Origin of the sequence: Actinospica robiniae DSM 44927 (genome assembly GCF_000504285.1) — a bacterium.
Lineage (GTDB): Bacteria > Actinomycetota > Actinomycetes > Streptomycetales > Catenulisporaceae > Actinospica > Actinospica robiniae.
This window is the reverse complement of record NZ_KI632511.1, coordinates 6,802,992-6,827,642: the sequence shown is the minus strand read 5'-3', so window position 1 is coordinate 6,827,642 and position 24,651 is coordinate 6,802,992. Positions and strand designations below refer to the sequence as shown.

24 protein-coding genes are annotated in these 24,651 nt (G+C 71.1%); 7 read left to right on the top strand and 17 right to left on the bottom strand.

Going from position 1 to position 24,651, the window contains the following annotated elements:
- Nucleotides 1-384: 384 nt before the first annotated feature.
- The 5 genes from ACTRO_RS29290 to ACTRO_RS29270 are packed head-to-tail and all read left to right on the top strand — an operon-like array spanning nucleotide 385 to nucleotide 4,706.
- Nucleotides 385-1,194, top strand: coding sequence for a hypothetical protein (locus tag ACTRO_RS29290; RefSeq protein ID WP_157436526.1), 810 nt, complete (start codon nucleotides 385-387; stop codon nucleotides 1,192-1,194).
- Nucleotides 1,195-1,206: 12 nt separating this feature from the next.
- Nucleotides 1,207-2,049, top strand: coding sequence for a hypothetical protein (locus ACTRO_RS44105; protein WP_051451564.1), 843 nt, complete (start codon nucleotides 1,207-1,209; stop codon nucleotides 2,047-2,049).
- Nucleotides 2,050-2,088: 39 nt separating this feature from the next.
- Nucleotides 2,089-2,838: a hypothetical protein gene (locus ACTRO_RS29280; RefSeq protein ID WP_157436525.1), complete on the top strand. Its 750-nt coding sequence runs from the start codon at nucleotides 2,089-2,091 to the stop codon at nucleotides 2,836-2,838.
- Nucleotides 2,831-3,616 carry a hypothetical protein gene (locus ACTRO_RS44100; RefSeq protein WP_051451563.1) on the top strand — a complete coding sequence of 262 codons (786 nt, stop codon included), beginning with the start codon at nucleotides 2,831-2,833 and terminating at the stop codon, nucleotides 3,614-3,616. The genes ACTRO_RS29280 and ACTRO_RS44100 overlap by 8 nt, the downstream gene beginning before the upstream one ends.
- 25 nt (nucleotides 3,617-3,641) lie before the next feature.
- A complete protein-coding gene (locus ACTRO_RS29270) occupies nucleotides 3,642-4,706 on the top strand; it encodes a hypothetical protein (RefSeq protein ID WP_034268226.1) in 1,065 nt (354 codons plus the stop codon).
- Nucleotides 4,707-4,758: 52 nt separating this feature from the next.
- Here the strand turns inward: ACTRO_RS29270 and gatB are convergent, their stop codons facing one another.
- The 11 genes from gatB to ACTRO_RS29215 form a co-directional block, all read right to left on the bottom strand.
- Complete coding sequence (gene gatB, locus ACTRO_RS29265) at nucleotides 4,759-6,261, bottom strand: Asp-tRNA(Asn)/Glu-tRNA(Gln) amidotransferase subunit GatB (RefSeq protein ID WP_034268222.1); 1,503 nt, start codon at nucleotides 6,259-6,261, stop codon at nucleotides 4,759-4,761.
- A 43-nt stretch (nucleotides 6,262-6,304) separates the two neighbouring features.
- Complete coding sequence (locus tag ACTRO_RS29260) at nucleotides 6,305-6,592, bottom strand: hypothetical protein (RefSeq protein ID WP_034268220.1); 288 nt, start codon at nucleotides 6,590-6,592, stop codon at nucleotides 6,305-6,307.
- A gap of 81 nt (nucleotides 6,593-6,673) precedes the next feature.
- Entirely contained in the window at nucleotides 6,674-8,179 is a 1,506-nt protein-coding gene (gene gatA / locus ACTRO_RS29255) for an Asp-tRNA(Asn)/Glu-tRNA(Gln) amidotransferase subunit GatA (RefSeq protein WP_034268217.1), read from the bottom strand.
- Between the two features lie 4 nt (nucleotides 8,180-8,183).
- Entirely contained in the window at nucleotides 8,184-8,492 is a 309-nt protein-coding gene (gene gatC, locus ACTRO_RS29250; RefSeq protein WP_034268215.1) for an Asp-tRNA(Asn)/Glu-tRNA(Gln) amidotransferase subunit GatC, read from the bottom strand.
- Nucleotides 8,493-8,632: 140 nt separating this feature from the next.
- Nucleotides 8,633-9,643, bottom strand: a complete 1,011-nt coding sequence (locus tag ACTRO_RS29245; protein WP_034268212.1) for a hypothetical protein — start codon at nucleotides 9,641-9,643, stop codon at nucleotides 8,633-8,635.
- Nucleotides 9,636-10,073, bottom strand: a complete 438-nt coding sequence (locus ACTRO_RS44095) for an RNA polymerase sigma factor (protein WP_051451562.1) — start codon at nucleotides 10,071-10,073, stop codon at nucleotides 9,636-9,638. The genes ACTRO_RS29245 and ACTRO_RS44095 overlap by 8 nt, the downstream gene beginning before the upstream one ends.
- An 84-nt stretch (nucleotides 10,074-10,157) precedes the next feature.
- Nucleotides 10,158-12,254 carry a putative bifunctional diguanylate cyclase/phosphodiesterase gene (locus tag ACTRO_RS29235; protein ID WP_051451561.1) on the bottom strand — a complete coding sequence of 699 codons (2,097 nt, stop codon included), beginning with the start codon at nucleotides 12,252-12,254 and terminating at the stop codon, nucleotides 10,158-10,160.
- A 343-nt stretch (nucleotides 12,255-12,597) separates the two neighbouring features.
- Entirely contained in the window at nucleotides 12,598-14,859 is a 2,262-nt protein-coding gene (gene ligA / locus ACTRO_RS29230) for an NAD-dependent DNA ligase LigA (RefSeq protein WP_034268209.1), read from the bottom strand.
- A 74-nt stretch (nucleotides 14,860-14,933) separates the two neighbouring features.
- Nucleotides 14,934-15,233: a hypothetical protein gene (locus tag ACTRO_RS29225; RefSeq protein ID WP_034277227.1), complete on the bottom strand. Its 300-nt coding sequence runs from the start codon at nucleotides 15,231-15,233 to the stop codon at nucleotides 14,934-14,936.
- Nucleotides 15,234-15,299: 66 nt separating this feature from the next.
- Entirely contained in the window at nucleotides 15,300-16,202 is a 903-nt protein-coding gene (locus ACTRO_RS29220; RefSeq protein WP_051451560.1) for a polysaccharide deacetylase family protein, read from the bottom strand.
- Between the two features lie 93 nt (nucleotides 16,203-16,295).
- Entirely contained in the window at nucleotides 16,296-17,324 is a 1,029-nt protein-coding gene (locus ACTRO_RS29215; protein WP_034268207.1) for a methionine synthase, read from the bottom strand.
- Nucleotides 17,325-17,449: 125 nt separating this feature from the next.
- Here ACTRO_RS29215 and ACTRO_RS29210 point away from each other — a divergent pair, with 125 nt between their 5' ends.
- Nucleotides 17,450-17,938: a hypothetical protein gene (locus ACTRO_RS29210; protein WP_034268204.1), complete on the top strand. Its 489-nt coding sequence runs from the start codon at nucleotides 17,450-17,452 to the stop codon at nucleotides 17,936-17,938.
- On the top strand, nucleotides 17,938-18,348 hold the full coding sequence (locus ACTRO_RS46160; RefSeq protein ID WP_051451559.1) for a DUF4190 domain-containing protein: 411 nt from the start codon (nucleotides 17,938-17,940) through the stop codon (nucleotides 18,346-18,348). Before ACTRO_RS29210 ends, ACTRO_RS46160 begins: the two co-directional genes overlap by 1 nt.
- Before the next feature lie 7 nt (nucleotides 18,349-18,355).
- Here ACTRO_RS46160 and mnmA read toward each other — a convergent pair whose 3' ends face one another.
- The 6 genes from mnmA to ACTRO_RS44085 all read right to left on the bottom strand — a co-directional run bounded on the left by mnmA (nucleotide 18,356) and on the right by ACTRO_RS44085 (nucleotide 24,175).
- Nucleotides 18,356-19,459 carry a tRNA 2-thiouridine(34) synthase MnmA gene (gene mnmA, locus ACTRO_RS29200; protein ID WP_084316602.1) on the bottom strand — a complete coding sequence of 368 codons (1,104 nt, stop codon included), beginning with the start codon at nucleotides 19,457-19,459 and terminating at the stop codon, nucleotides 18,356-18,358.
- Nucleotides 19,460-19,498: 39 nt separating this feature from the next.
- On the bottom strand, nucleotides 19,499-20,077 hold the full coding sequence (locus ACTRO_RS29195; protein WP_051451558.1) for a Uma2 family endonuclease: 579 nt from the start codon (nucleotides 20,075-20,077) through the stop codon (nucleotides 19,499-19,501).
- Between the two features lie 106 nt (nucleotides 20,078-20,183).
- Nucleotides 20,184-21,383, bottom strand: a complete 1,200-nt coding sequence (locus ACTRO_RS29190; RefSeq protein WP_034268197.1) for a cysteine desulfurase family protein — start codon at nucleotides 21,381-21,383, stop codon at nucleotides 20,184-20,186.
- Nucleotides 21,384-21,474: 91 nt separating this feature from the next.
- Nucleotides 21,475-22,434 carry an electron transfer flavoprotein subunit alpha/FixB family protein gene (locus ACTRO_RS29185; protein WP_034268195.1) on the bottom strand — a complete coding sequence of 320 codons (960 nt, stop codon included), beginning with the start codon at nucleotides 22,432-22,434 and terminating at the stop codon, nucleotides 21,475-21,477.
- A gap of 30 nt (nucleotides 22,435-22,464) precedes the next feature.
- Nucleotides 22,465-23,244 carry an electron transfer flavoprotein subunit beta/FixA family protein gene (locus ACTRO_RS29180; RefSeq protein WP_034268192.1) on the bottom strand — a complete coding sequence of 260 codons (780 nt, stop codon included), beginning with the start codon at nucleotides 23,242-23,244 and terminating at the stop codon, nucleotides 22,465-22,467.
- Nucleotides 23,245-23,341: 97 nt separating this feature from the next.
- Nucleotides 23,342-24,175, bottom strand: coding sequence for a class I SAM-dependent methyltransferase (locus tag ACTRO_RS44085; protein ID WP_051451557.1), 834 nt, complete (start codon nucleotides 24,173-24,175; stop codon nucleotides 23,342-23,344).
- Nucleotides 24,176-24,651 lie beyond the last annotated feature (476 nt).

Here is a 24,651-nt window from a genome sequence, read left to right as displayed (position 1 = left end):
GTATGCGGATACCGAATCGTTGTCGGAGGGCCATGACATGCTCGGCGGAGAGGGTGTAGACCGGTGAGGACTTCGCGGAACGACAGCGGGGTCCTGATATAAGCAGCCAGGGAGGGAACGGTGTCCGACGAACAGTCGGAGCCCGTCGAGCCGGAACCGTTCAACCGACCGTCCATCGACGCCGAAAAGGGCCCGGCGCCCGGCGCCGGGGACACGGAGGTCGGTCGGAGCGCCGGATTCGCCATATCCGCGGGGGAATCGGAGCCGCCGGAGCGCGCTTCGAGGCAGGCGCAAACGGATGGCCTCGATCAGGGCGGTACGTCCATATCAATGCACAGCGGCCCGCCACCGGCCACGATGGCAGCGGAGCCCGAAGGATCGGGGGTGCCGGCCTGGGGCACGCTCTCCGCTTCCTTCCTGACCGCGTCCTCGACCTCGGCCTCGGCCAAGGCGCGCGGCAGAGTCCTGCTGGGCACCGGAATCGGGCTCGGCTACGCCGCGATCGCGGCGGTCACCGCGTTCGCCGTGATCGCGATCGCATCGCCCGGCCCGGTCAGGGTGGCGAGCCTGGCCGACACGACCGCGACGAGCGCGGCTTCCGCGGCACCCTCGCCGAGTCCTTCCACCGCAAGCGCGGCACCGACTACACAACCGCCGACCAGCGCCACTCCGACCTCGACCGTCACCGGCCACGTCAGCGGCGGCGTGCACAGCGGCGACCTGCGCTACTTCCTGCTGCCGCCGCCCGACGGACCGAGCTCGGTGCAGGGCGACCCGGACGGCGCCACCGAAACCACGAACGACGTCGTCGACGCTTACGGCGGCGGCTCGAGTGTGCGCTCTCTCTTGCGCGAGCTCGGGTTCAAGGCCGCCTGCGACCGGACGTACCAGGACTCGACGATGGGCGCGAACGTGACCATCGAGCTCCTGCGGTTCGCCGGATCGAACGGATCCTCGCAATGGCTCAGCGGATTCACCGGATCCACCAGCAGCGGCACCAAGCGCATCTCCGTCCCCGGCGTCTCCGGCGCGGTCGGCTGGAGCTACCACAAGGGCGGGACATACGTGCTCATCGGCGCGTACCGGGATGGCGACACGTTCTTCCAGGTGAGCATCTTCGGCGACGAACCGGTGACTGCTTCGGATCTCGCGCAGGTCATCAAGGCCGAGCATGCTCGACTGGGGAACGGTTAGGGCGGGGAGAAGATGACCGAGAACGAACAGACGCCGGAACCGGAACCGCAGCAGGACCCGGCGGCGTTGGCGGCGGCGGTGGCTGATCCGGCACCGCCGGCTCTGCCCATGCAGATGCTGCCGCCGCTCCCCGAACCCCCGCTGTGCCAGATCCCGGCCGCCCGCAAGCCTCGGCGCCGAATCAAGACCCGCACGCTCATGGCGAGCGCCGTCGTCCTCGGCTTGCTCGGCGGAGCGGGCGTCGGCTACGCGATCCAGTCCTCCCGTCCGCCCACGCCGCTGCCGGCCCTGCTCCCGGCGGCGCCGAAGTACGCTCCGGTCGGCGTGTACGCGGGCGTCGCCCCGCCGACGCTGCCCCCGTCCCAAGACGATCTGACCGTGACCGACGGCGATCTGACCAAGCTTCTGCTGCCCACCCCGGCCGGCGCCTCGGTGCAGGACGCGTGGGATCACCAATGGCTGGACGTCATGGATGACGCCGAGCTCTGCTCCGACGACCGCCAGGCAGAGTGCTTCTCGGACAAGATCAATGCCGGCGTACGGGCCGTCGCGGACACCGGCTGGACTACGTCATCGGGCTACTACGAGGAGATCCGCATCTTCCGGTACGCCCCCTCCTATGACACCAACGCCTTTCTGGACGGCATCTCGTCCGAGGGCTCGCCCATCGACACCCCGCCGCTGCTCGACGCGTCGGCCGTCGCGGACACCTACACGGAGGACGGCGATCACCTCGACTACGGCGCGGCCGCGCACGGCGACCTCGCCGTCGAGTTCTGGGTCGGCTCGACCGAGCGCGTCCCCGACCCATCGCTGATCGATGACCTGATGACGCAGCAGATGGCGAGGCTGTAGATGTCCGCCTCCATCCGAACCCGGCTCGCCGCCGGCGCGGTGGCCTCGCTCGTCGTCGGCGCCGCCGTCGGCGTCTGCGTGGTGCACGCGCGCGACGTGACGCACGGCCAGCAGCAAGCCGTGGCCGACGCCGCCGCCTCGGCGCAGGCGCGGACCAACGCCATCCAGACGCCGATCACCGGCGCAGTCCGCTCCGACGGCTCGCATTACGGCTCGCTGTTCGCCTACCTCCTGCCCCTGCCGACGGGCTACTCGCTCGGCCCCGACATCGGCACGATCGGCGACAACAACTACATCTCCGCGGCCCAGGTCGACGCACAAATCCAGGGACAGCTGCTGAGCCTGCCCAAAAACGACATGGCCAGCACCAAGGGCACCCTCGCCGACCTGCATCTGCAAGGCATAGCCGTGCGCACGATGGTGAACGAACCCGGCACCGAGGAGATCGACTTCGAGCTGATGCAGCTCGACCCCAAAGCGGCGGCGTCCGACGAGAAGTCGCTCGGCAGCCTCGTCGACGGCCTCGGCTACCGCCAGGGCACCTCCGTCCCCGGCTATGGCACGGCCAAATGCGTACTGCCGCCGAGCCTCGGCAGCGACCGCGTCGACGAGATGCTGTGCGCGGCCTCGTACGGCGATGTCGAGGTCGTGGTGGAGGTCAGCGGGGCGGCGCCGCTGGACCAGGGGAGCGCCGTGAAGATGATCGCGCGGCAGCTGGATCGGTTGAAGGGCAACCAGATACTGACCGCGCCCAGCGGCGATCCGAGCATCGGGGGGCAGAATGTCTGAGCAGCCGGAGCCGCAGCCGGAGGCGATCGCTCAGCAGTGGGATATCTCGCCGCAGGTCCCGGTGCTGCCGGCGAAGCCGAAGCGTCCATTCCCTTGGCGGTGGGCCGGCGCGCTGGCTGCCGCCGTCGTCGTCGGGGCCGGCTGCGCGTTCGCGATGATGGCGCCGCAGCGTGCCGACCTGCCGGGTCTCAAGACCGCTACCGACGGGCGATACGTCTTCGCGCCGCTGTCGCTGCCCACGTTGGCTCCCGGCCAGCTCACGCCCGACGACTTGGCGAACATCGGCGAGCAGCACCTGGCCGACATCAGGAAGCTGCTGCTGCCGGCACCGCAGGGCGCGGTCGACGACGAAGCGCTGGAGCTGAGCCACGGCTGGCTCTCCGAAGCCGACTCGGAGAAGCTCACCACGTCGGACGCGGCGCGGCTGGACTTCGGCGAGTACGGCTGGCGGCACACGGCGGCGGAGTCGTGGAAGACGACCGATGGCGCGGAGACGAAGATCTACCTGCTGCAGTTCGGCAACGAGCGCAACGCCGCTGCGGCCTTCACCATTCTCGACGACATGACGGGCGAGCCGAGCAACGCCGCGACCTCGCTTCTCATGCTGGGTTCGAACCCCCTGACGTACGACAAGGAGGCACGGGGTACGAAGAACACCTGGTACGGAATCGCGCAGCTGCACGATACGGTGCTGGAAATCGTCTACACCGCGCCGAGTTCCGTGGGCGTTACGCCGTTCCGCCAGGAGTTCAGCCTGCAGGCGGAGCTGCTGGAGTAGGCCGTCCGAGAGGAGCTCGTCGCCGGTGCCTGATGCGAACTCGGATACGGAGACAACGGACGAGGCCACCTTGCCGATCGAGGAATCGGCGCCGTCCTGGGCCGCGCGCCACAGCGGGCTGCGACGACGTGGGCTGACACATTGGCTGGCGGCGAGCCTCGGCTTCGGCCTCGTCGCCGGGCCGGTGATCGGGCTGGCCGTCAACCACGGCCATCCGCAGCCCGTGGTGGTCACGATCGTCTTGGCGCCGCTCATGGTCTTGGCCGCGCTCTTCGTCCTCGTCGGCGTGCACTACATCCACTGGACCTGGCGTCATGCACTGTGGCGGGTCTTGCTGGTGCTGCTGGCCGGCAGCGTCGTCTTCCTGCTGCCGAACTCGCTGAACCTGCCCGCCACCGGCGACTTCTGGTGGGCGACCGTGCTGGAGAAGTACGCGATCTCCTGCCTGCCCTATCCGCTCGTCGGCTGGCTCGTGATGCCCGGGATTCGCCGAAGGCTGGCCGTCGAGGTCTGCGTGCTGGTGGCCGCGGCCCTGGCGCTGACCTGGCCGGCCCTGCTGCGGGGCATGCGCGCCCAGACTGCCGACGTCCTGCGCCACGAGATCAACGTGCCGCCGTCGATGCTCTACGTGCTCGAGATGCCCGGCGCGAAGACCGTCGCGGGGTACTTCCACCAGAACCCGGCCGCTTGGCTCGGCTATCGGCTGCCCGCATCCGCGCACCAGGCCGCGACGGACGGGCCCGACCTCGGCTACGACGTGACCATCACGGTCTTCCCGGCGACGAAGTCCTCGCCCTGTTCCCAGCTCCCCGACATCCTGGAGAAGGTCGACGACTTCGACCGGCGGGGTATGTCCTGCGGCCAGACCGCCCCCGGGCACTGGGAGGCCGCCGACGACGGCACCTTCGAAACGCTCGACGACGCGACCGAGGTCGAGGTCGTCGGCGGCGATTACGTCGCGCTGACCATCGCCCAGAAATCCCGGGCTTTCGACGACGAGTTCGCCGTGCTGTTCGCCGATCTACGGCATCCGACCAGCGCGCAGCTGGTCCAGATCGGGCTGGCCGGCGGCCCGAACGCGCTGTTCTAGTCTGGCCGGCGCCGCGGCATCTGCGAGCCGCGGCGCCGATCCGGAGTCCGGCTCAGGCGAGGCGGGAGAGCGTCAGTTCCTTGACCTTCGCCGCGTCGGCCTGGCCCTTGGTCGCCTTCATCACCGCACCGATGATCACACCGGCGGCGGCGTGGTTGCCGCCACGGATCTTGTCGGCCACGGCCGGGTTGGCGGCGATCGCGTCGTCGATCGCGGCGAGCAGGGCGGTGTCGTCGGAGACGACCTTCAGGCCGCGGGCGGCCACCACCGCGTCCGGGTCGCCCTCGCCGGCCAGCACGCCCTCGATGACCTGGCGGGCCAGCTTGTCGCTGAGCTCGCCGGCCGAGACCAGCGCGACGATCCGGGCCACATGGGCCGGGGTGATGGGCAGCTCGGCCAGCTCCACCGTGCGCTCGTTCGCGGTGCGGGCCAGCTCGCCCAGCCACCACTTGCGGGCCGAGGTCGGGTCCGCGCCGGCCGCGATGGTCGCCTCGATCAGGTCGAGGGCGCCGGCGTTGACCACCGACTGCATGTCGAAGTCCGAGATGACCCAGTCGGAGGCGAGCCGCTTGCGGCGGGCGCCCGGCAGCTCCGGCAGGGTCTCGCGGAGCTTGTCCACCCACTCCCGGGCCGGGGCGATCGGGACCAGGTCGGGCTCGGGGAAGTAGCGGTAGTCCTCCGCCTCCTCCTTCACCCGGCCCGAGGTGGTCGTGCCCTTGTCCTCGTGGAAGTGGCGCGTCTCCTGCACGATCGTGCCGCCGGACGCGAGCACCGCGGCGTGCCGCTGGATCTCGAAGCGGGCGGCCCGCTCCACCGACCGCAGGGAGTTGACGTTCTTGGTCTCGGACCGGGTGCCGAACTTCTCCGAGCCGGTCGGCTTGAGCGAGAGGTTCACGTCGCAGCGCATCTGGCCACGCTCCATCCGCGCCTCCGAGACGCCGAGCGCGACGATCAGCTCACGCAGTTCGGCCACGTACGCGCGGGCCACCGCGGCGGCGAGGTGGCCGGGCACCTCGATCGTCTTGGTGACGATCTCGATCAGCGGGATGCCGGCCCGGTTGTAGTCCACCAGCGAGTAGTCGGCGCCGTGGATCCGCCCGGTCGCGCCGCCCACGTGGGTCGACTTGCCGGTGTCCTCCTCCATGTGCGCCCGTTCGATGCCGATGCGGAAGGTCTGGCCCTCCACCTCGACGTCCAGGTATCCCTCGTACGCGATCGGCTCGTCGTACTGCGAGGTCTGGAAGTTCTTCGGCATGTCCGGGTAGAAGTAGTTCTTCCGGGCGAACCGGCACCACTCGGCGATCTCGCAGTTGAGCGCCAGGCCGATCCGGATCGCGGACTCCACCCCGATCTCGTTGACCACCGGCAGCGCGCCGGGCAGGCCCAGGCAGGTGGGGCAGACCTGGGTGTTGGGCTCGGCACCGAACTCGGTCGGGCAGGAGCAGAACATCTTCGTGTTCGTACCCAGCTCGACGTGCACCTCGAGGCCCATCACCGGATCGAACCGGGTGAGCGCCTCGTCGAGGTCCATCAGCTCCTCGGTGGTCGCGGTCATCAGAAGTTCAGCTCCTTCAACACAGTCATCAGGTTCACTCCGGCTAGCCCGCGGCGGCCGACGTACTCGGTTCGACGATCTCGCCCTCGATCGTCTCGTCCTGCTCGTGCACGGTGCGCAGCGCCACGGCCAGGGTCACCAGGACCGCGGCGCCGGTGACCGCGCCGTGCAGCTGGGCGAGCCGGTCGCCCTTGCTCTTCGCGTCCTTGAACGCCCGCCAGGCGGCGAGCGCGGCGGCGACCTGGCCGCCGGCGAACACCGTCCGGCCGATCCTGCCCTTGGGGACCTTGACCAGCGACTGGTCCTTCTTGCCCCTGCCCAGCATGCCCATACCCGTGCCCTTCTCGTGCGGGCGGGGCGACGCGCGCCCCGCCCGGCAGTTCGGCGACCGCCCTTGCCGTGCCCGCGCCGGCTACAGCGCCGGGACGGCGTCCAGCATCGGCCGGCCCCACTGTGCCAGCAACGCGGCCTCCAGCGCGGCGCCCACGCGGTAGAGCCGGTCGTCGGCCATGGCCGGCGCGAGGATCTGCAGGCCCACCGGCAGCCCGTCCTCCGGCGCGAGGCCGCAGGGCAGCGACATGCCGGCGTTGCCGGCCAGGTTGGTGGGGATGGTGCACAGGTCCGCCAGGTACATCGCCATCGGGTCGTCGGCGCGCTCGCCGATCTTGAAGGCGGTGGTCGGGGTGGTCGGCGAGACCATGACGTCCACCCGGCCGAACGCGGCGTCGAAGTCCCGGGTGATCAGGGTGCGCACCTTCTGCGCCTGGCCGTAGTAGGCGTCGTAGTAGCCCGAGGAGAGCGCGTAGGTGCCCAGCATGATCCGGCGCTTGACCTCGGCGCCGAAGCCGGCCTCGCGGGTGAGCGCGGTGACCTCCTCGGCGCTGTGCTCGCCGTTGTCGCCGACGCGCAGTCCGTAGCGCATGGCGTCGAAGCGGGCCAGGTTCGAGGAGCACTCGCTCGGCGCGATCAGGTAGTAGGCCGGCAGCGCGTAGGCGAACGAGGGGCAGTCCACCTCGACGACCTCGGCGCCGAGCTCGCGCAGCAGCGCCACCGACTCCTCGAAGCGCTGCATGACGCCGGCCTGGTAGCCCTCGCCGGCGAGCTGCTTGACCACGCCGACCCGCAGGCCCTTGATCCCCTCGCGCGCGCCCGCCTCGGCGGCCGCGACCACCCCGGGAACCGGGGCGTCGATGGAGGTGGAGTCGAGCGGGTCGTGCCCGGCGATGACCTCGTGCAGAAGCGCCGCGTCGAGCACGGTGCGGGCACAGGGGCCGCCCTGGTCGAGCGAGGAGGAGAAGGCCACCATGCCGAAGCGGGAGACGCCGCCGTAGGTCGGCTTCACGCCCACGGTGCCGGTGACGGCGCCGGGCTGGCGGATCGAGCCGCCGGTGTCTGTGCCGATCGCGAGCGGCGCCTCGAAGGCGGCCAGCGCGGCCGCGGAGCCGCCGCCGGAGCCGCCGGGGATGCGCTCGAGATCCCACGGGTTGCGGGTGGGGCCGTAGGCGGAGTTCTCGGTGGAGGAGCCCATGGCGAACTCGTCCATGTTGGACTTGCCCAGGATGACCACGTCGGCCTCCCGCAGCCTGCGGGTGACGGTCGCGTCGTACGGCGGGAGCCAGCCCTCGAGGATCTTCGAGCCGCAGGTGGTCGGGATGCCGCGGGTGGTGAACAGGTCCTTGAGCGCGAGCGGCACGCCGGCCAGCGGGCCGAGCCGCTCGCCCTTGGCCCGCTTGGCGTCCACGGCCCGCGCGGCCGAGAGCGCGCCCTCGGTGTCCACGTGCAGGAAGGCGTTGACCTTCTCGTCCACCTTGCCGATGCGGTCCAGGTGAGCCTGCGTCACTTCGAGCGCGGAGACCTCGCCGGAGGCGATCGAGGCGGCCAGTTCGGCGGCGGTGCGCCTGGTCAGATCAGTGCTCATGGTCTCAGTCCTCACCGAGGATGCGCGGAACCCGGAAGCGGTCGTCCTCGGCGGCCGGCGCCTGGGCGAGGACCTCGGCGCGGTCGAGCACCTGGGTCCCGGCCGGACGCACCACGTCGGCCCGGAAGATGTTCGTCAGCGGCTGGGCGTGCGAGGTGGGCGGCACGTCTTCGGTCGGCAGCTCGCTCACCCTCGCCACGGCGCCGACGATCGCGTCGAGCTGCTCGGCGAAATGGTCGAGTTCGGCCTCGCTCAGCGCAAGCCGGGAAAGCCGGGCGAGGTGGGCCACCTCCTCGCGGGTGATCGCGGACATCGGTCCTGCTTTCTGCTCGCAGCGGCGCCCGCGGACGCGCCGCGGCCGGGTCGGACCGCTCCATCCTAATGGGGGTGGAAGGAGACGAGTCCCGCTTTTCACCGGCGCGCGACGCGCCCTGCCGCGTCTTCGGCCGAATCTCAACCCAGCGCGCGGATCATGGTGGTGAGGGCGGCGCTGTCGTGGCTGGAGTCGTCCACGGGGGACCCGCCGTCGAGGAAGACGATGTCGAGCAGGTTCCCGCTACGCACGACGTAGCCGTGGTAGTCGGAGGCGGTGTAGTTGCCGTTCACCTGCGCGGGCCGGCCCTGATCGGTACGCCTGATGTCGGTGTAGGCCACACCGTCGGAGACCGTCGCGGTCTTCGTGGCCACCTCCGTGGAGGGCACGTTCTTCACATCGGTCATGTCCTTGAGAACCGAGCACGCCCCCACATCCCTGACCAGCGCAGCGTACGCGGCCTGCGCCGCCGCGACACTGCTATAACGCACGTACTCCTGCCTCGCCCCCGAAGTGCCGTCGAACCCGGCACCGGTGACATCCGCCGTGGCAGTGAAACTGTTCATCGAGAACCCGGCGACATCCTTCGAGAAGATCGGGTAGCCGTTCGCCGCGTCCGCACACGGGTAGAGAATCGGGGTCTGCCCCATCAGCGCCACACCGCTCAGCGCCGTCGACACACCACCCCCGGCCCAGTGCAGCGTGCCGTCGAGCGGCACCAGCGACGGCGAAAGCCAACCAGCCGGAACCGCCGACCAGAACGTCTTCACAGCGCTCGGGATCGAACTCGTCGGTGTGCCCGAGTTCGTGTCGCTCGGCGTGGTGGTGGTCGGGTTCTGCGTCGGAGCGGTCGGACTCGCGGATTCGGACGCCGACTGGGACGGCGACGGGCTCGCCGTGATGACGCTCGCACTGGCCGAGACGGAGGAGTTCGCGACGGGCACCTTGCCGGGACCGCTGTGGTTCAGCGAGACCGCGGCCACGCCGCCCGCCCCGCCGAGCACGGCCACGGTCAGCGCGGAGGAGGCCAGCCGTTGCCGGGTGCGGCGCTGCCGGCCTCGCTTGCGGGCCGCCGCAGCGCCGGGCTCGCGCGCGGCGCTGCTCGCCGACTCGACCACGCCGGAAAGCAGTTCGTCGAAATGCTCAGACATAGCGCGTACCCTCCTTCGAAGTCGTTTCGTGAGTCGAACTGCCGGATGTGTCGGACGTCGCCGGGCCGGCGGCCCGGCCGACGGCCTTGGCGCCGCGGGTCTGCGTGGTCTCGGGGCCATGCCCGGCCTCCTGTGCGAACTCGCTCAGATGAGGGGCCAGCGCCTTGCGACCGCGTACCAGGCGCGCCTTCACCGTGCCGGAGGGCACCCCGGTCTCCGCGCAGATCTCCTCGACGGAGAGGTCGAGCAGATGGTGCAGCACGATCACCTGCCGCAGCTCCGGTGTGATCTTCTGCAGCGCGACGACGATCGCCAGCCGGTCCGGGCTCAGGTCCGGTACGTCGGAGCTCTCCGCGGCCTGGCGCCGGTGCGCGGTGAACGTCGGCGCCCCGCAGCAGGCGCGCTCGATGGTGTCACGCCTCTGCGGCACGACCGGTTGTCACTCGGGCGGATTACTTTTCGCGGGCTGGGATCGGCGGGGACGGGCTGGGCCGAGAGAGCGCTCGGACGCCGGTCAGGGGGCGCCGCGCAGCGAAGGCCGGTTCTTCGGCCCGGGCAGCGCCGCGGTCGGACGGCCGTGCGCGACGGCCTGGGCCCGGCGGTTGAGCCACGCCGTGGCCTCGTGCGCGGGCAGCGCCTTGGCCAGCAGCCAGCCCTGGGCGATGTCGCAGCCGAGTTCGGCCAGGCGCTGCCAGGTCACCTGGTCCTCCACGCCCTCGGCGACCACCTTCAGGCCGAGCGAGTGGGCGAGGTCCACGGTGGAGCGCACGATCGCGGCGTCCTCCTGGTCGTGCACCAGCCGGGCCACGAAGGATTTGTCGATCTTGATCTCGCGCACCGGCACGCTGCGCAGCAGCACCAGGGAGGAGTAGCCGGTGCCGAAGTCGTCCAGCGACAGGTTCACCCCGAGCGCGTCGAGGCGGTGCAGGGTGGCCTTCGCGCGCTCAGGGTCCTGCAACAGCACCCGCTCGGTGATCTCGAGCTGCAGCGCGGCCGGCGGCACGCGGTGCTTGCGCAGGCCTTCCTGGATCGCGGCGACGAAGTTGGGGCCGTGGATGTCGCGCATGGAGACGTTCACCGCGACCGGCACCGACAGGCCCGAGCGCCACCAGACTGCGGCCTGCGCCAGCGCCCGCTCGACCACGTACGTGGTGAGCGTCGGCATCAGGCCGGTCTGCTCGGCGAGCTGGACGAACTCCTCCGGGTTGACCGGGCCGCGTCCGGCGTGGTTCCACCGCACCAGGCCCTCGAAGCCGACGACCTGGCCGGTGGCGAACGCCACCTTCGGCTGGTAGTGCAGCTGGATCTCGCCGCCGGCCAGCGCGCGGCGCAGGTCGCCGAGCAGCGCGAGCCGGTCCGGGGTGTTCTGGTCCCGGCCCGCCTCGTAGACCGCGATGCCCGAGCGCGAGCGCTTGGCCTGGTACATGGCCACGTCCGCGCGCTGGAGCAGCTGTTCGAAGTCGTCCGCGTCCCGGGGATACTCGGCCACGCCGATGGAGCACTCGAGGTCGAGCGTGTAGGCCTCGAGCTGGAACGGGATCGTGAAGCACTCGGCGATCCGGTGCGCGGCGGAGAAGGCCTCCTGCTCGGTGCGCACGTTCGGCAGCAGCACCACGAACTCGTCGCCGCTCCACCGGGCCAGCATGCCCTGGCTGCCGACGCAGGCGGAGAGCCGACTGGCCACCACGCGCAGCAGCTGATCCCCGATCAGGTGCCCGAGCGTGTCGTTGACGTCCTTGAACCGGTCGAGGTCGAGCAGCAGCACGCCCACCCGGCCGCCGGTGCGCTCGGCCACCTCCAGCGCCTTGTCCCCCTCGGCGCGCAGCAGCCGGCCGTTGGGCAGCCCGGTGAGCACGTCGTGCTTGGACTCCCACTCGCGCTCCCACCGCTCGGTGGTGCTGCCGTGCACGACGTAGATGGCGGGCAGCAGGCACAGCAGCAGCCAGCCGTGACGCATCGTCAGCCCCACCACGAGCGGGGCCAGGCAGACCATGGCGCCGGACGCGCGGGTCTGCCGCCAGCCGTCCCGGCGCAGCTGCAGCGAGAACGGCAGGCCGCGCACCTGCGCCACGTAGCCCCAGACCAGCGAGTGGTTGACGACGACGATGACGCAGCCGGTGACGATCAGGGCGCTGACCCTGGCCGGCCCGAGCACGTTGGCGTGGACCGCGCTGTTGCCGTTCCGGTCGACCAGCAGGGTGAACAGGAACGAGCCGGCGAAGTAGGAGATGGCCTGCTGGCAGACGTTGAACGCGATCCGGTCGAAGGTGTGCCGGCGGCCGACCTCGGCCAGCAGCATGCCCAGGGCTTGGGCGAGCACCGCGTCCTGCCAGCCGTCCACGGCGTAGATGGCCGAGGCGAAGGCGAGGCCGAGGCTGGCGCCGTCGGTGTTGCGGCGGGACAGGACCGGCCGGGCCTCGCCCAGGACGACCAGCGCGATCAGCAGCCAGAGCACCGCGGGCTGCAGCTGCAGCCGGCCGGCCGCGCCCGCTCCGGTCCACAGGGAGTAGAGCGCGGCGGCGATCGCGGCGCCGCCGCCGCCTATGACGAGACTGAGGTAGGCGCGCGGACGCCAGGTCGGATCCGTCCAGAACATCCGGAACCGCGCCATCTCCACCTCCGTCGTCGAGCCGGTTCAGTCACTCAGGCACGGGCCGATCACTCCGGCCGGACGCGCCGGGCACGCGACGGGAGCGCGTGAGCAACCAGGCTAATCGCATAGCACGTATTCAGGTGAAAGCTTGGCCGATTCGTGACGGTGAATCAGATGATCTTCGTCTCCGCGCCCACCCTGGCCTGCGCGGACACGGGAGGGGTAGCGCGCGCCGCCCGCGCCGGGCTCACACGCCAGGGCGCGCGCCGGGCACGCGCCCCCGCCGGGTCGTCAAACCGGCGCCGACTCCGCGACGCCGGTTTGAAGACCCGGCCCAGGCGGACGGGCGGGCCGGCGGCCCCTACGCGATCTCCTCGTCGGCGTCCGCGGCGGCGTCCGCCGCCTCCTCGGCCCCGGACTTCTCGGCGGCCGGCGTCTGTTCGGGCTCGGCGGCGGTCAGCTCCCCGGCCAGCAGCGCGCGGAAGCCGGCCTCGTCGAGCACCGGCACGCCGAGCTCGGTGGCCTTGTCAGCCTTGCTGCCCGGGTTCTCCCCCACCACGACGTACGAGGTCTTCTTCGAGACCGAGCCGGACACCTTCGCGCCGGCTTCCTGCGCCGCGTCCTTGGCACCGTCCCGGGTGAAGCCCTCGAGCGTGCCGGTGATCACGACCGTCAGCCCGGCCAGCGGCTGCGGCCCGGCGGCGCGGGCGGGCACGGTCGGGCGCACGCCGGCGGCGAGCCAGCGCTCGATGATCTCCCGGTGCCAGTCCACGGTGAACCACTCGACCACGGCCTGCGCGATGGTCGGGCCGACACCGTCGATGCCGGCGAGGTCCTCCGCGCTCGCGTCGCGCAGCGCCTCGAGCGAGCCGAGCACTCGGGCCAGCTCACGGGCCGCGCTCGGGCCCACATGCCGGATGGACAGGGCGGTCAGATACCGCCACAGCTCCTTGGTCTTCGCCGCCTCGATCTGCTCGAGCAGCTGGGCCGTGGTCTTGGTCGGCGCCGAGGGCTTGGCCTTGGTGCCCTTGGTGTAGAAGTACGGCACGAGTTCGAGCGCGCCCTCGGCCGCCTCCTTGCCCCGGGCCTTCTGGTACATCCGCGGCTCGGCCAGCTTCTCCACCGTCAGCTCGAACAGTTCGCTCTCGGAGGTGAGCGGCGCCTCGCCCGAGTCCGGCGCGGTCAGTGCGGCCGCGGCCTCGTAGCCGAGGGCCTCGATGTCCAGCGCACTGCGCCCGGCCAGATAAGCCATCCGCTCCTTGAGCTGGCCCGGGCAGCTGCGCGAGTTGGGACAGCGCAGGTCGATGTCGCCCTCTTTCTGCGGGGCGATCGGCGTGGCGCAGGACGGGCACTCGGCCGGCATCACGAACTCGAGCTCCTCGCCCGTGCGCAGCTCGACCACCGGCCCGACCACCTCGGGGATGACGTCGCCGGCCTTGCGCAGCACGATCGTGTCGCCGATCAGCACGCCCTTGCGCTTGACCACCTCCTGGTTGTGCAGGGTGGCCTGGGCGACGGTGGACCCGGCCACCGTCACCGGCTCCATCACCGCGTACGGGGTGACCCGGCCGGTGCGCCCCACCTGCACCCTGATGTCCAGGAGCTTGGTGGTGACCTCCTCCGGCGGGTACTTGTACGCGATGGCCCAGCGCGGATCCTTGCTGGTCGCGCCGAGCCGGCCCTGCAGGGCGAGGTTGTCCACCTTGACCACGACGCCGTCGATCTCGTGCTCCACGTCGTGCCGGTGCTTGCCGTAGTACTCGATATAAGCGAGCACCTCGTCGAGCGACTCGACCACCTTGACCCGGTCGGAAGTCGGCAGGCCCCAGGCGCGCAGCAGCTCGTACGCGTGCGACTGGGAAGTCACGTCCAGGCCGCGGCGGGCGCCGATCCCGTGCACGACCATGCGCAGCGGCCGCTGGGCTGTGACCCGCGGGTCCTTCTGCCGCAGCGAGCCGGCCGCGGTGTTGCGCGGGTTGGCGTAGGAGCGGCCCTCGTGCTCCATCGCCCAGGCGTTGAACTCCTCGAACTGCGCGCTCGGGAAGTAGATCTCCCCGCGCACCTCGACCAGCTCGGGCACCGGGTGCTCGGCCGAGCCGGTCAGCTTCGACGGGATGCCCTTGATGGTGCGCACGTTGGCCGTGACGTCCTCGCCGGTGCGCCCGTCGCCGCGGGTGACGCCGCGGATCAGCCGGCCGTTCTCGTAGACCAGGGCGACGGCCAGTCCGTCCACCTTCAACTCGCACAGGTACGCGGGCACGGAGCCGACCTCCCGGACCACGCGCTCGTTGAACGCCGCCATCTCCTCGGCGTTGAAGGCGTTCGCCAGCGAGAGCATCCGCTCGATGTGGTCCACCGAGGCGAAGTCGGTGGACAGCTCGGCGCCGACCTTCTGCGAGGGCGAGTCCGGCGTGCGCAGCTCCGGGTGCTCCTCCTCCAGGCCGACCAGCTCGCGCATCATCGCGTCGTACTCGCCGTCGGCCATCGTCGGCCGGTCGAGCACGTGGTAGCGGAACCGAGCCTCGTCGATGACCGCGACGAGTTCGGCGTGCCGGTGGGCCGCCCCGGACTCCGTGGGAACGACGGCCTCGCTGCTCAGGGAGGTGTCTCGCTTCTCAGCCATAGACACAAACTACCGGTGCCCACCGACAGAAACAGCCGACCACGGCCGGTGACGCGCTTCGAGGGTTCTCCTGGTCAGAGCTCCTCGTCCACGTCGAGGTCGAGCAGGTATCTGCTCTCGTCGAAGATCTCGAGCAGCACCACCACGAGTACCTCCCGCACCACTGTGTACTCGAGCATGAGCCCGGGTGCGACGTAGGCCTTGCGGTAGTTGTCGTTCGTTCCGATGGATGCGGTAGCGGTCTTGTGATACGGGTCGCGGGAGAGCACCTTCACCGCGTGATCGAGCATCGCCTGACGTTCGACGGGCAGTTCGTCGCGCGTCTGCTTGGCCTCCACGGTGTAGGAGACCTTGAGTTTGGGACGATCCGTCATGCCACGGTCCGTCCCGATACGTGACCCACCATGCCCCGATGGTACCGCTGCGGGGCCGACGGTAGGTCAGACGTACTGGGTGACGTCGGCGACAGCGAACCCCTGGGCCTGGATGTGGCGGTACAGGTTGGTCATCATCTGGACCATGGTCTTGCCCTTGAGCTGGGCCGGACCGCGGAAGTGGCACAGGATGATGTCGCCCGGGTTCAGCTGCCGGCGCGAGGTCTGATACTCCATGTCCTCTATCTCCATCGCCTCCCGCCACATCATCATGCCCTTGAGACCGGCCTGGCGCACCGCCGCGCGGGTGGTCTCGTTGTAGTTGCCGCCCGGCGGCCGGAATATGTAAGGCGTGACGCCGTACTCCCGCTTCAGCTTGACCTGCTGCCCGGCCACCTCGTCGAGCTGCTGCTGGAAGGAGAGCCCGGGCATCTCCAGGGGATGGGTCACCGTGTGGTTCTGAATGGAGACGAAGCCGGTCTCGTACAGCTTCTCGAAGTACGCGTAGTCGTCCCGGATCAGCGTGTCGGCCAGCGAGAGGGTCAGCGGGATCTTGAAGTCCTTGACCATCTGGATGAAGGCCGGGTCCTTGTCGATCCCGTCGTCGATGGTGACGAACACGATCTTCTCGCTGGCCGGGACGTCCGAGAAGGTCGTCGGGTGGTTCGGGTCGAGGTGGATGGCCTTGGCCGTGGGCGGCGGCGGGGCCGGCAGGAAGGGCTTGAGGCCGTAGCGGCTGGAGAGCAGTTGCGCGTCCACCACGTTCTGCGCGGCGGCCTTCGGCTGCGGCGACGCGGCGGTCGTCGGCGCCTTGGTCACGCCCGCGTTCGCGGCTTGCGCCGACGTGGGCGACCCGGCCGGCCCGTCGCAGGCGGAGGCGAAGGTACCCAGGGTGGCCAGTGATGCCGCACCGCCCATGATCTTGGTGAAGCGGCGGCGGGACCAGGCGTGCGGCTGCGGATCCGTCATGTACTGACAGATGCCGCCGACCGGGGAACGGTTGCCGGATTCTTCAGATTCGGTTCAGCCGTGTTCGCTCGAACGGCCCCGCGCGCCGCCCGCTCACTCCACGTCGGCGAGCGCCTGCGCCGCGTCCAGGCACAGCCGCTGCGCCCGCGCCGCCCACTGCGGGCTCGCGCCGGCCAGGCCGCAGGACGGCGTGACCACGACGGCGCCGGCGATCTGACGGGGCGGCAGGCCGATCCGGCGCAGCGCGAGGATCTCGTCGACGAACTTCTGGTAGCCCGGCGGCACGCTGGAGACCGGGTCCAGCGCCGGGACGACGCCCGCGTAGAGCATGACGCCGGCCTCGACCAGCTCGGCGAGCTCCTCGTCCTGGCGGGTCGTCAGCAGCGACCAGTCCACCGAGACGGCGGAGGCGCCGGCGCCGCGCAGCGTGGCGAACGGGACGTCCGGGGCGCAGCAGTGCACGACGACCGGGCTGTCCGGCGCCGCGGTCTCGATCACCCGGCGCAGCAGGTCCCGCGCGGCCGGCTCCTCCACCGAGCGCAGCCGGCCGAAGCCGCTGGCGGTCGGGACGGTGCCGCGCAACACGCCGGGCAGCGCCGGTTCGTCCAGTTGGAGCACGAGCTTGGCTCCCGGGATCCGCCGGCGCAGCTCGGCCAGATGCAGAGCGAGGCCCTCGGCCAGCGACTCGGCCAGGTCCCGGCAGGCGCCGCGGTCCGCGAGCACCTTGTCGCCGTGCTTGAGCTCGATCGTGGCCGCGAGCGTCCACGGCCCCACCGCCTGCACCTTCAGCGCGCCGGTGTAGTCCTGGGTGTGCTCCTCGAGCAGGTCCAGATCACGGCGCAGATGGCTGTGCGCCCGCCCGTGGTCGCGGCCCGCCGCGTCGGCCACCCGCCAACCGGACGGAGCAAGCTCCACCGCCAGGTCCACCAGCAGTGCGGCCGTGCGCCCGGCCATGTCCGCCCCCACCCCCCGCGCGGGCAGCTCGGGCAGGTACGGTAGGCCAGGAGCGCCACCCAGGCCGTCGAAAACCAGGCGCAGGGCGGCTCCCAGATCACCGCCCGGCAGCGATCCGACGCCGGAGGCGGCTGGTCCCGGGACCGCGGCCCGGTGATCGTTGGTCATGTCTGCAGAATATCGCTACACCCGCTAAGGCGAATCTGCTCCGAAAAGAGCGGCGGATCAGGGCGGGCTATGCAAAACTCTGTCATCCGACGGGTGAGGACTTCGACCGGCTAGCGTTGAGAGGGGTGATCCGCGTGCAGACCATGTTCTTCACCGCCACGGCCGCGGAACTGTCTCGGCTCGTCGGCGCCTGGAGCCGCGGTCGTGACGCGGTGGCGGCGGGCGTGCGGCTGGCCTTCGTGGACGCGGCGGACCTCGATCCGGCCCAGCTGCTGGAACTCGACACGCTGGCGACCGGGCACGACCCGGTGAGCGTGCGCGAGGCGCTGCTGACCCCGGCGCGGGAGCTGGGCCGATGTGCCGCGCTGGCCCCGGGATCGCTGGCTCAGGGCACTGAGGAGCAGGTGGTGCTGACCGTGCGCACCCCGCTCTACCGGCAGCTGGCCGGGTGCGGGGACCGGCGGCTGATGGAGCTGGCCCGGCTGTGGCAGGTGCGCACCTGGGGCACCGAGTGGAGCGCCGAGCGCTACGCCGGCCTGCTGCGCGGGCTCTCGATGCTCTCGGAGCTGGCCACCCGCGAGTACCGCGGCGTGTACGTGCGCTTCGACGTCTGATGTCGTGGTACGTACCGCTCGGCCCGGAACCCGAGGACGCCCGGCCGTGGCCCGGGCCCGAGCCCGAGGACGCGATCCCGAAGCCGCTGCGCGCGGAGAAGGCCTCGCCCTCGACCGTGCCGGGCCTGGCCTACGCCGCGCGCAGGTCCGGCGCGAGCACGAGGACGGCCGCGGCCGTGCGGCTCACCAGGATCAACGTGTGCTCCCTGCTGTCGCTGGTCCTCCTCGTGCTCTGCCCGCCGGCCGCGATCGTCTTCGGCGGCCTGGGGCTGCGCCAGATCCGCCGTTCGGGTGAGCGCGGATTCGGCCTCGCCGTCTTCGGCATCGCCGCGGGCGCGCTGCTGACCCTGCTGCTGGCCCTGGCGGTCTTCGTCCTGTTCGTGCTCTTCGCCTTTCCGCCGCAGCAGTGAGGACGAATCAGGCGCCTGCGACCGCGTCGGCCCGGCGGGTCGCGGTGATCGTGGCCGAGCCGATGACGCGGCTGCCGTCGTAGAGCACCGCGGTCTGTCCCGGCGCGATGCCGCGCACGGACGCGGCGAACGCCAGCATCACCACGCCGCCATCCGCGTCGTAGCGGGCCGAGGCCGCGACCGGCTCGCCGTGCGCGCGCAGCTGGACCAGGCAGTCGAAGCCGTCCCGGCCGACCGGCCCGCACCAGCGCACGTGCCCGGCGTCGAGCGCGTCCACCGCGAGCTCCTCGGCCGTGCCCACGGTGACGGTGTTCTCGACCGGCGAGATCTCCAGCACGTAGCGCGGGCGCCCGTCCCCGGCCGGATCCCCGATTCGCAGGCCCTTGCGCTGCCCGATGGTGTACCCGTACGCCCCCTGATGCTCCCCGACCACGGCGCCGGAGCTGTCCACGATCTTGCCGGGCGCGGTGCCGAGGCGCTCGGCCAGGAACCCGCGGGTGTCGCCGTCGGCGATGAAGCAGACGTCGTGCGAGTCCGGCTTGTCCGCGACGGCGAGCCCGAGCCGCTCCGCCTCGGCGCGCACGTCGGTCTTGAGCGAGTCGCCGAGCGGGAAAAGCGCGCCGGCCAGCTGCCGGGCGTCGAGCACACCGAGGACGTAGGACTGGTCCTTGGCCGGGTCCAGAGCGCGATGCAGCTCCCGCCCGCCGTCCGGCCCGTCCACGATCCGCGCGTAGTGCCCGGTGCACACCGCGTCGAAGCCGAGCGCCTGCGCCTTGTCCAGCACCGCGGCGAACTTGATCTTCTCGTTGCAGCGCAGGCAGGGGTTGGGCGTGCGCCCCGCGGCGTACTCGGCGACGAAGTCGTCCACCACGTCCGCGTGGAAGCGCTCGGCCATGTCCCACACATAGAACGGGATGCCGATCACGTCGGCGGCCCGCCGCGCGTCGCGCGAATCCTCGACGGTGCAGCAGCCGCGGGCCCCGGTACGGAAGGACTGCGGGTTGCGCGAGAGCGCCAAGTGCACCCCGGTCACTTCATGCCCCGCCGCCACCGCGCGGGCGGCCGCCACCGCCGAGTCGACTCCGCCGGACATCGCTGCTAGTACTCGCATACCTCAAGGGTACGTGAGCCGGACAGGGGATTTTTCGTACTACCGGGACGGGACGCGCAAGGGGATGTCGAGGGCGAACGGGACGTCGGTCACCAGTCGGCCCACGTGGGCGCGCTTCCACTCGAACCGGTCGCCGACCAGCCGGTGCTCGTGCACCACCGGATCGTCGTCCTCGCCACGCTCGATCAGCCAGAATGAGGCGATGCCCATCATCGCGTACATGGCGGGCTTGTCCTCGCGGTCGCGCTCCTCGGATTCAGGCGAGACGACCTCGGCGGCGAGAACGATGTCCTGCGGGAGATAGACCGACTTATCCAAGTCGAAGGCCTCGGCGCGAACGATGGAGATGTCCGGTTCCGGAGCGGATCGCGGACTCTTCCGCACGGCCATTTCCCGGAGCACGCGGTATGCATCCGGCGCCTGCTTGAGCAATTCGCCTTCGAGCATCCGGACGATAACCAGATGCCAGCTCTTCTGCGGGCTCATGACGAGCGCCCCCCGGATCAGCTCGGTGTGCTTCGGCAGATCCGGAGGGAGGTTCTCGAGCGTCCAGCCATCGGGCGGCGTAGCCGGCAACACCGGGGCGTACATGTCCCATTCCTCCTCGTCGTTCGCCATCTTTCCGAACCTTTCTACGAGGGTCTCGCCTTATCTGTGCCGCAATCCGCTGAAGATCACACCATCGGGTGATCAACGACGCCGGGCCTTCGCCCCCTGCGACGCCTCAGCTCAGCCCGGCGGCCCGGGCCCGGCTGACGACCGCGGGCAGGGCCTCGAGCAGAGCGTCGACGTCCTGATCGGTCGAGGTGCGGCCGAGCGAGAAACGCAGCGAGCCGCGGGCCAGTTCCTCGCTGCGGCCCATGGCCAGCAGGACGTGGCTGGGCTGGGCGATGCCGGCCGAGCAGGCGGAGCCGGTGGAGCAGGAGATGCCGCGGGCGTCGAGGAGGAGCAGCAGGGAGTCGCCCTCGCAGCCGGGGAAGCAGAAGTGCGCGATGCCGGGCAGCCGGTCGGCGGCCTCCGGCTCGGGCCGCGCGTCCGGCTCGGGCAGCGCCGGACCGGAGAGCACCGCGCCCGGGACCGCGCGCAGCACGCCCTCGATCAGCCGGTCCCGCAAGGCGCACAGCCGCACGTACTCCTTGGGCTGCTCGGCCCGGGCAGCGGTGACGGCCGCGGCGAAGCCGGCGATGCCGGGGGTGTCCAGGGTGCCGGAGCGCACGTCGCGCTCCTGGCCGCCGCCGTGCTGCAGCGCGGTCAGCTTCGTCTCCCGGCCCAGCAGCAGCGCGCCCACCCCGAGCGGGCCGCCGAGCTTGTGGCCGGTGACGCTGAGCGCGTCGAGCCCGCTCTCGGCGAAGTCCAGCGGGAGGTGGCCCGCGGCCTGGATCGCGTCGGAGTGGATCGGCACGCCGTGCCGGTGCGCCACCTCGGCCAGTTCGCGGATCGGCAGCACCGTGCCGACCTCGTTGTTCGCCCACATCAGGGTGACCAGTGCGGCGGTCTGCGGGTCCTCGGCCAGCGCGGCGTCGAGCGCGGCCGGGGCGACCGAGCCGTCCGGGCGCACCGGCAGCCAGTCCAGCTCGGCGCCCTCGTGCTGCTCGAGCCAGAACAGGGCGTCGAGGACGGCGTGGTGCTCGATCCTGGCCGCCACGATCCGCACCCGGCGCGGGTCCTCGGCGCGCCGGGCCCAGTACAGGCCCTTGACCGCGAGGTTGTCGGCCTCGGTGCCGCCGCCGGTGAACACCACATGGCTGGGCCGGGCGCCGAGCGCGGCGGCCACCGCCTCGCGCGACTCCTCCACGACCCGGCGCGCGGCGCGGCCCGGGCCGTGCAGCGAGTTCGCATTGCCGACGAGCGCGAACTGGGCGTTGACCGCCGCGATCGCGTCGGGATGCATGGGCGTGGTCGCCGCGTGGTCGAGGTAGGTCATAGCGAGCTTGATTCTAGACGCCGGGGGAACACACCGGAGCCCCGCATCCGCCGAGGTCGGCGGAGGCGGGGCGGCGGTTTGCCGGGCGGCGTTACTTGCGCTTGGCGATCTCTTCGGTGGCCTGCGGGACCACCGCGAACAGGTCGCCCACGACGCCGTAGTCCACCAGCTCGAAGATGGGGGCCTCGGGGTCCTTGTTGACCGCGACGATCGTCTTCGAGGTCTGCATGCCGGCCCGGTGCTGGATCGCGCCGGAGATGCCGCAGGCGAGGTAGAGCTGCGGGGAGACGGTCTTGCCGGTCTGGCCGACCTGCGACTGGTGCGGGTACCAGCCGGAGTCCACCGCCGCGCGCGAGGCGCCGACGGCGGCGCCGAGCTGGTCGGCGAGGGCCTCGATGACGGAGAACTTCTCGGCCGAGCCGACGCCGCGGCCGCCGGAGACCACGATCGCGGCCTCGGTCAGCTCGGGCCGGTCGCCCTTGGCCACGGTGACCTTCTCCACCACCCGGGCCAGCTTGGCCGACTCGGTCAGGGTCACCTCCACGTCCACCCGTTCGGCCGCGGCCGCTTCGGGGGCGGGCGGCGTGGCGTTCGGCCGCATGGCGATGATCGGGGTGCCCTCGGTGACCGAGGCGTGCACGATCGAGGAGCCGCCGAAGATCGACTGCTCGGCCACGAACACGCCGTCGGCGACGGTGAGGTCCACGGCGTCGGTGAGCACGCCGGAGCCGGTCTTGATCGCCAGCCGGCCGGCCACCTCCTTGCCCTCGGCGGTCGCGGCCACCAGCACGGCGGACGGCTCGTGGTCGGCGACGATCTTGGCGAGCAGTTCGGCCTTCGGCGCCACGACGTAGTCGGTCAGCTCGGCCGACTCGGCCACGTAGACCTTGGCCGCGCCGTACTCGGCCAGCTTGTCCTTGGCCTTCTCGAAGCCGGCGCCGATGTACACGGCGGACGGGGCGCCGAGCGCACGGGCCTTGGTCAGCAGCTCGAGCGTGACCTTCTTGACGTCGCCTTCGGTGTGCTCGACCAGGACGAGGATCTCAGACATGTGATTCACTGCCTTCCCGGCGGAGCCGACTCAGACGAACTTCTTGGACGCGAGGAACTCGACGAGCTCGACGCCGCCGTTGCCCTCGTCGCTGACGATGGTGCCCTTGGCGCGCGGCGGGGCCACGGTCGCGTCGAGGACCTTGGTGCGCGAGCCGGCCCAGCCGACCTCGGCCGCGTCGATGCCCGCGCCGGCCGCGTCGAGGGCCTCGACCGGCTTCTTCTTGGCCGCCATGATCCCCTTGAACGAGGGGTAGCGCGGCTCGTTGATCTTCTCCACCACGGAGACCACGGCCGGCAGGGCGGCCTCGACCACGTCGTGCCCGTAGTCGGTCAGCCGGTTGATCTTGATGGCGCCGCCGTCCACCTCCACCTTCGAGGCGAAGGAGAGCTGCGGCAGGCCGAGCCGCTCGGCCAGCAGCGCGGGCACCAGCGAGGTGCGCGCGTCGGAGGCCTCGGAGCCGAGGATGACCAGGTCGTACTCGAGGGTCCCGAGCACCTTCGCGAGGGCGAGCGAGGTGGCCAGCGCGTCCGAGCCGGCCAGCGCCGGGTCGCTGAGGAACACGGCCTTGTCGGCGCCCATCTGCAGCGCCTTCTTGTAGGCGTCGGTGGCGTCCTCGGGACCCATCGACACGACCGTGACCTCGCCGCCGTGCTTCTCCACCAGCTGCAGGGCCTCTTCGATGGCGAACTCGTCCATCTCGTTGATCAGGCCGTCGACCGCGCCGCGGTCCACGGCCAGGGTGTCCGGGTCCAGCCGCTTGTCCGCGGCCGTGTCCGGCACCTGCTTCACCAGGACGACGATTTTCATGCTCGGGAGCCTCCGTACGGTGCTAACGGCCCAACTCTTCTCCTGACATCGTAAAGGGTGCCGCCGACAAAACTACCGTTCAGTAATGTGTCCTGGGTCACATCGGGCGGCGGAGCAGGTAGGCCCGCCCGGCCAGCTTCCCGATCATCCGGTAGACGTGCCAGAGGTTGTCGCCCAGCGCGATCTCGTAGTTCTCCCGGCCGAATCGGCGCACGTAGCGGTCCGGATCGCGCAGCAGCCGGGCGGCGTGCACCAGCCGGCGGCCGCCGTCCCCGGCGTGTTCGTGCGCGTATTCACCCCACTCGGAGCCGAACTCCTCGCGCCGGGTCACCCGCAGTCCGGCCGCCTCGATCGCGGCCTCGGTGTACTCCGGGCGCATGTTGCGCGGCACGCAGCCCATCGCCTCGAAGAGCCAGGACGCCTCGGCCGGCTCGAGCCGGTCGGTGGCGTACATCTGGTAGATCAGAGCACTGCCGCCCGGCGTGAGCACGCGGGCGATCTCCGCCAGGGCCCCGCCGAGGTCGTCCACGTGCACGAGCACGTCCCGGCACCACACCAGGTCGGCCACGCCGGACTCGACCGGCAGCCGTTCGACGACGCCCGGCTCGAAGCTCACCGCGTCGAACAGGCCGGGCAGCCGCGCCGCGATCACCTCGGCGGCCAGCCGGGTGCGGGCGATCCGCAGGTGCCGGGCCACCGGATCGAAGCCGCGCACACGCAGGCCGAACCGCCGAGCGAGCTCGATGGCGTGGCCGCCCTCGCCGCAGCCGATGTCCAGCGCCAGCGCCCCGGCCGGCAGGTTGAGTAGGTCGACCAGGCCGTAGAGCACGCCGGGCCCGCGTGCGTCCAGGCTCTCGTCGAGCGCGAGTTGGAACTCGTCCTCTATGTCCGCGTAGGACTCGTAGCTTTGATCAAGGTATGAAGTCTCCACCACAATCGTGGGACGCTACTCGGCCCAGGTCGCGCTTGCCAGCCGTTTCCATTACGGCTCGGCAGCGGCGCCGTCCGGGCCGCCGGCCGCCGATCGTCGCGCGCCGCCCCGGCTCCGAACCGCCACGGGCGGCGACGAATCAGCACAGAGTTCTTATTTTCTCCCGCCCGCACCGGTCGACCGGCGATCAACGAGCGAATACGATCACGAAGACACCCCGGCAGCAGTTTGATACGTCCGGGCTTACGGGAGCACGCGCATCTCCGTCTCACCCACACGGTCCCGCCTCGCCGTCGCCGCCGGCCCCACCTGCTTCGGCATCACCTCGGGCGACGGCTCGATCACCGTCCACTTCAGGTACCGGGAGCTCCGCACCGCCGGCAGCTGCCCGAACTACAACCTGACGGCACGCAGACGCCGAGGGCGGCAGGGAGCTGTTTCAGTGAAACAGCTCCCTGCCGCCCTCGGCAGCAGCG

What these genes read in the sequence shown, in the direction of transcription:
- ACTRO_RS44100 (WP_051451563.1), top strand. Translation starts at nt 2,831, where the DNA reads ATGTCTGAGCAGCCGGAGCCGCAGCCGGAGGCGATCGCTCAGCAGTGG.
- ACTRO_RS29215 (WP_034268207.1), bottom strand. Translation starts at nt 17,324, where the DNA reads ATGACCAACGATCACCGGGCCGCGGTCCCGGGACCAGCCGCCTCCGGC.
- ACTRO_RS29195 (WP_051451558.1), bottom strand. Translation starts at nt 20,077, where the DNA reads ATGGCGAACGACGAGGAGGAATGGGACATGTACGCCCCGGTGTTGCCG.
- ACTRO_RS29225 (WP_034277227.1), bottom strand. Translation starts at nt 15,233, where the DNA reads ATGACGGATCGTCCCAAACTCAAGGTCTCCTACACCGTGGAGGCCAAG.
- ligA (WP_034268209.1), bottom strand. Translation starts at nt 14,859, where the DNA reads ATGGCTGAGAAGCGAGACACCTCCCTGAGCAGCGAGGCCGTCGTTCCC.
- ACTRO_RS46160 (WP_051451559.1), top strand. Translation starts at nt 17,938, where the DNA reads ATGTCGTGGTACGTACCGCTCGGCCCGGAACCCGAGGACGCCCGGCCG.
- ACTRO_RS29190 (WP_034268197.1), bottom strand. Translation starts at nt 21,383, where the DNA reads ATGACCTACCTCGACCACGCGGCGACCACGCCCATGCATCCCGACGCG.
- ACTRO_RS29245 (WP_034268212.1), bottom strand. Translation starts at nt 9,643, where the DNA reads ATGTCTGAGCATTTCGACGAACTGCTTTCCGGCGTGGTCGAGTCGGCG.
- gatA (WP_034268217.1), bottom strand. Translation starts at nt 8,179, where the DNA reads ATGAGCACTGATCTGACCAGGCGCACCGCCGCCGAACTGGCCGCCTCG.
- ACTRO_RS29220 (WP_051451560.1), bottom strand. Translation starts at nt 16,202, where the DNA reads ATGACGGATCCGCAGCCGCACGCCTGGTCCCGCCGCCGCTTCACCAAG.
- gatC (WP_034268215.1), bottom strand. Translation starts at nt 8,492, where the DNA reads ATGTCCGCGATCACCCGCGAGGAGGTGGCCCACCTCGCCCGGCTTTCC.
- ACTRO_RS29180 (WP_034268192.1), bottom strand. Translation starts at nt 23,244, where the DNA reads ATGAAAATCGTCGTCCTGGTGAAGCAGGTGCCGGACACGGCCGCGGAC.
- ACTRO_RS44105 (WP_051451564.1), top strand. Translation starts at nt 1,207, where the DNA reads ATGACCGAGAACGAACAGACGCCGGAACCGGAACCGCAGCAGGACCCG.
- ACTRO_RS29260 (WP_034268220.1), bottom strand. Translation starts at nt 6,592, where the DNA reads ATGGGCATGCTGGGCAGGGGCAAGAAGGACCAGTCGCTGGTCAAGGTC.
- ACTRO_RS29235 (WP_051451561.1), bottom strand. Translation starts at nt 12,254, where the DNA reads ATGGCGCGGTTCCGGATGTTCTGGACGGATCCGACCTGGCGTCCGCGC.
- mnmA (WP_084316602.1), bottom strand. Translation starts at nt 19,459, where the DNA reads ATGCGAGTACTAGCAGCGATGTCCGGCGGAGTCGACTCGGCGGTGGCG.
- ACTRO_RS29185 (WP_034268195.1), bottom strand. Translation starts at nt 22,434, where the DNA reads ATGTCTGAGATCCTCGTCCTGGTCGAGCACACCGAAGGCGACGTCAAG.
- gatB (WP_034268222.1), bottom strand. Translation starts at nt 6,261, where the DNA reads ATGACCGCGACCACCGAGGAGCTGATGGACCTCGACGAGGCGCTCACC.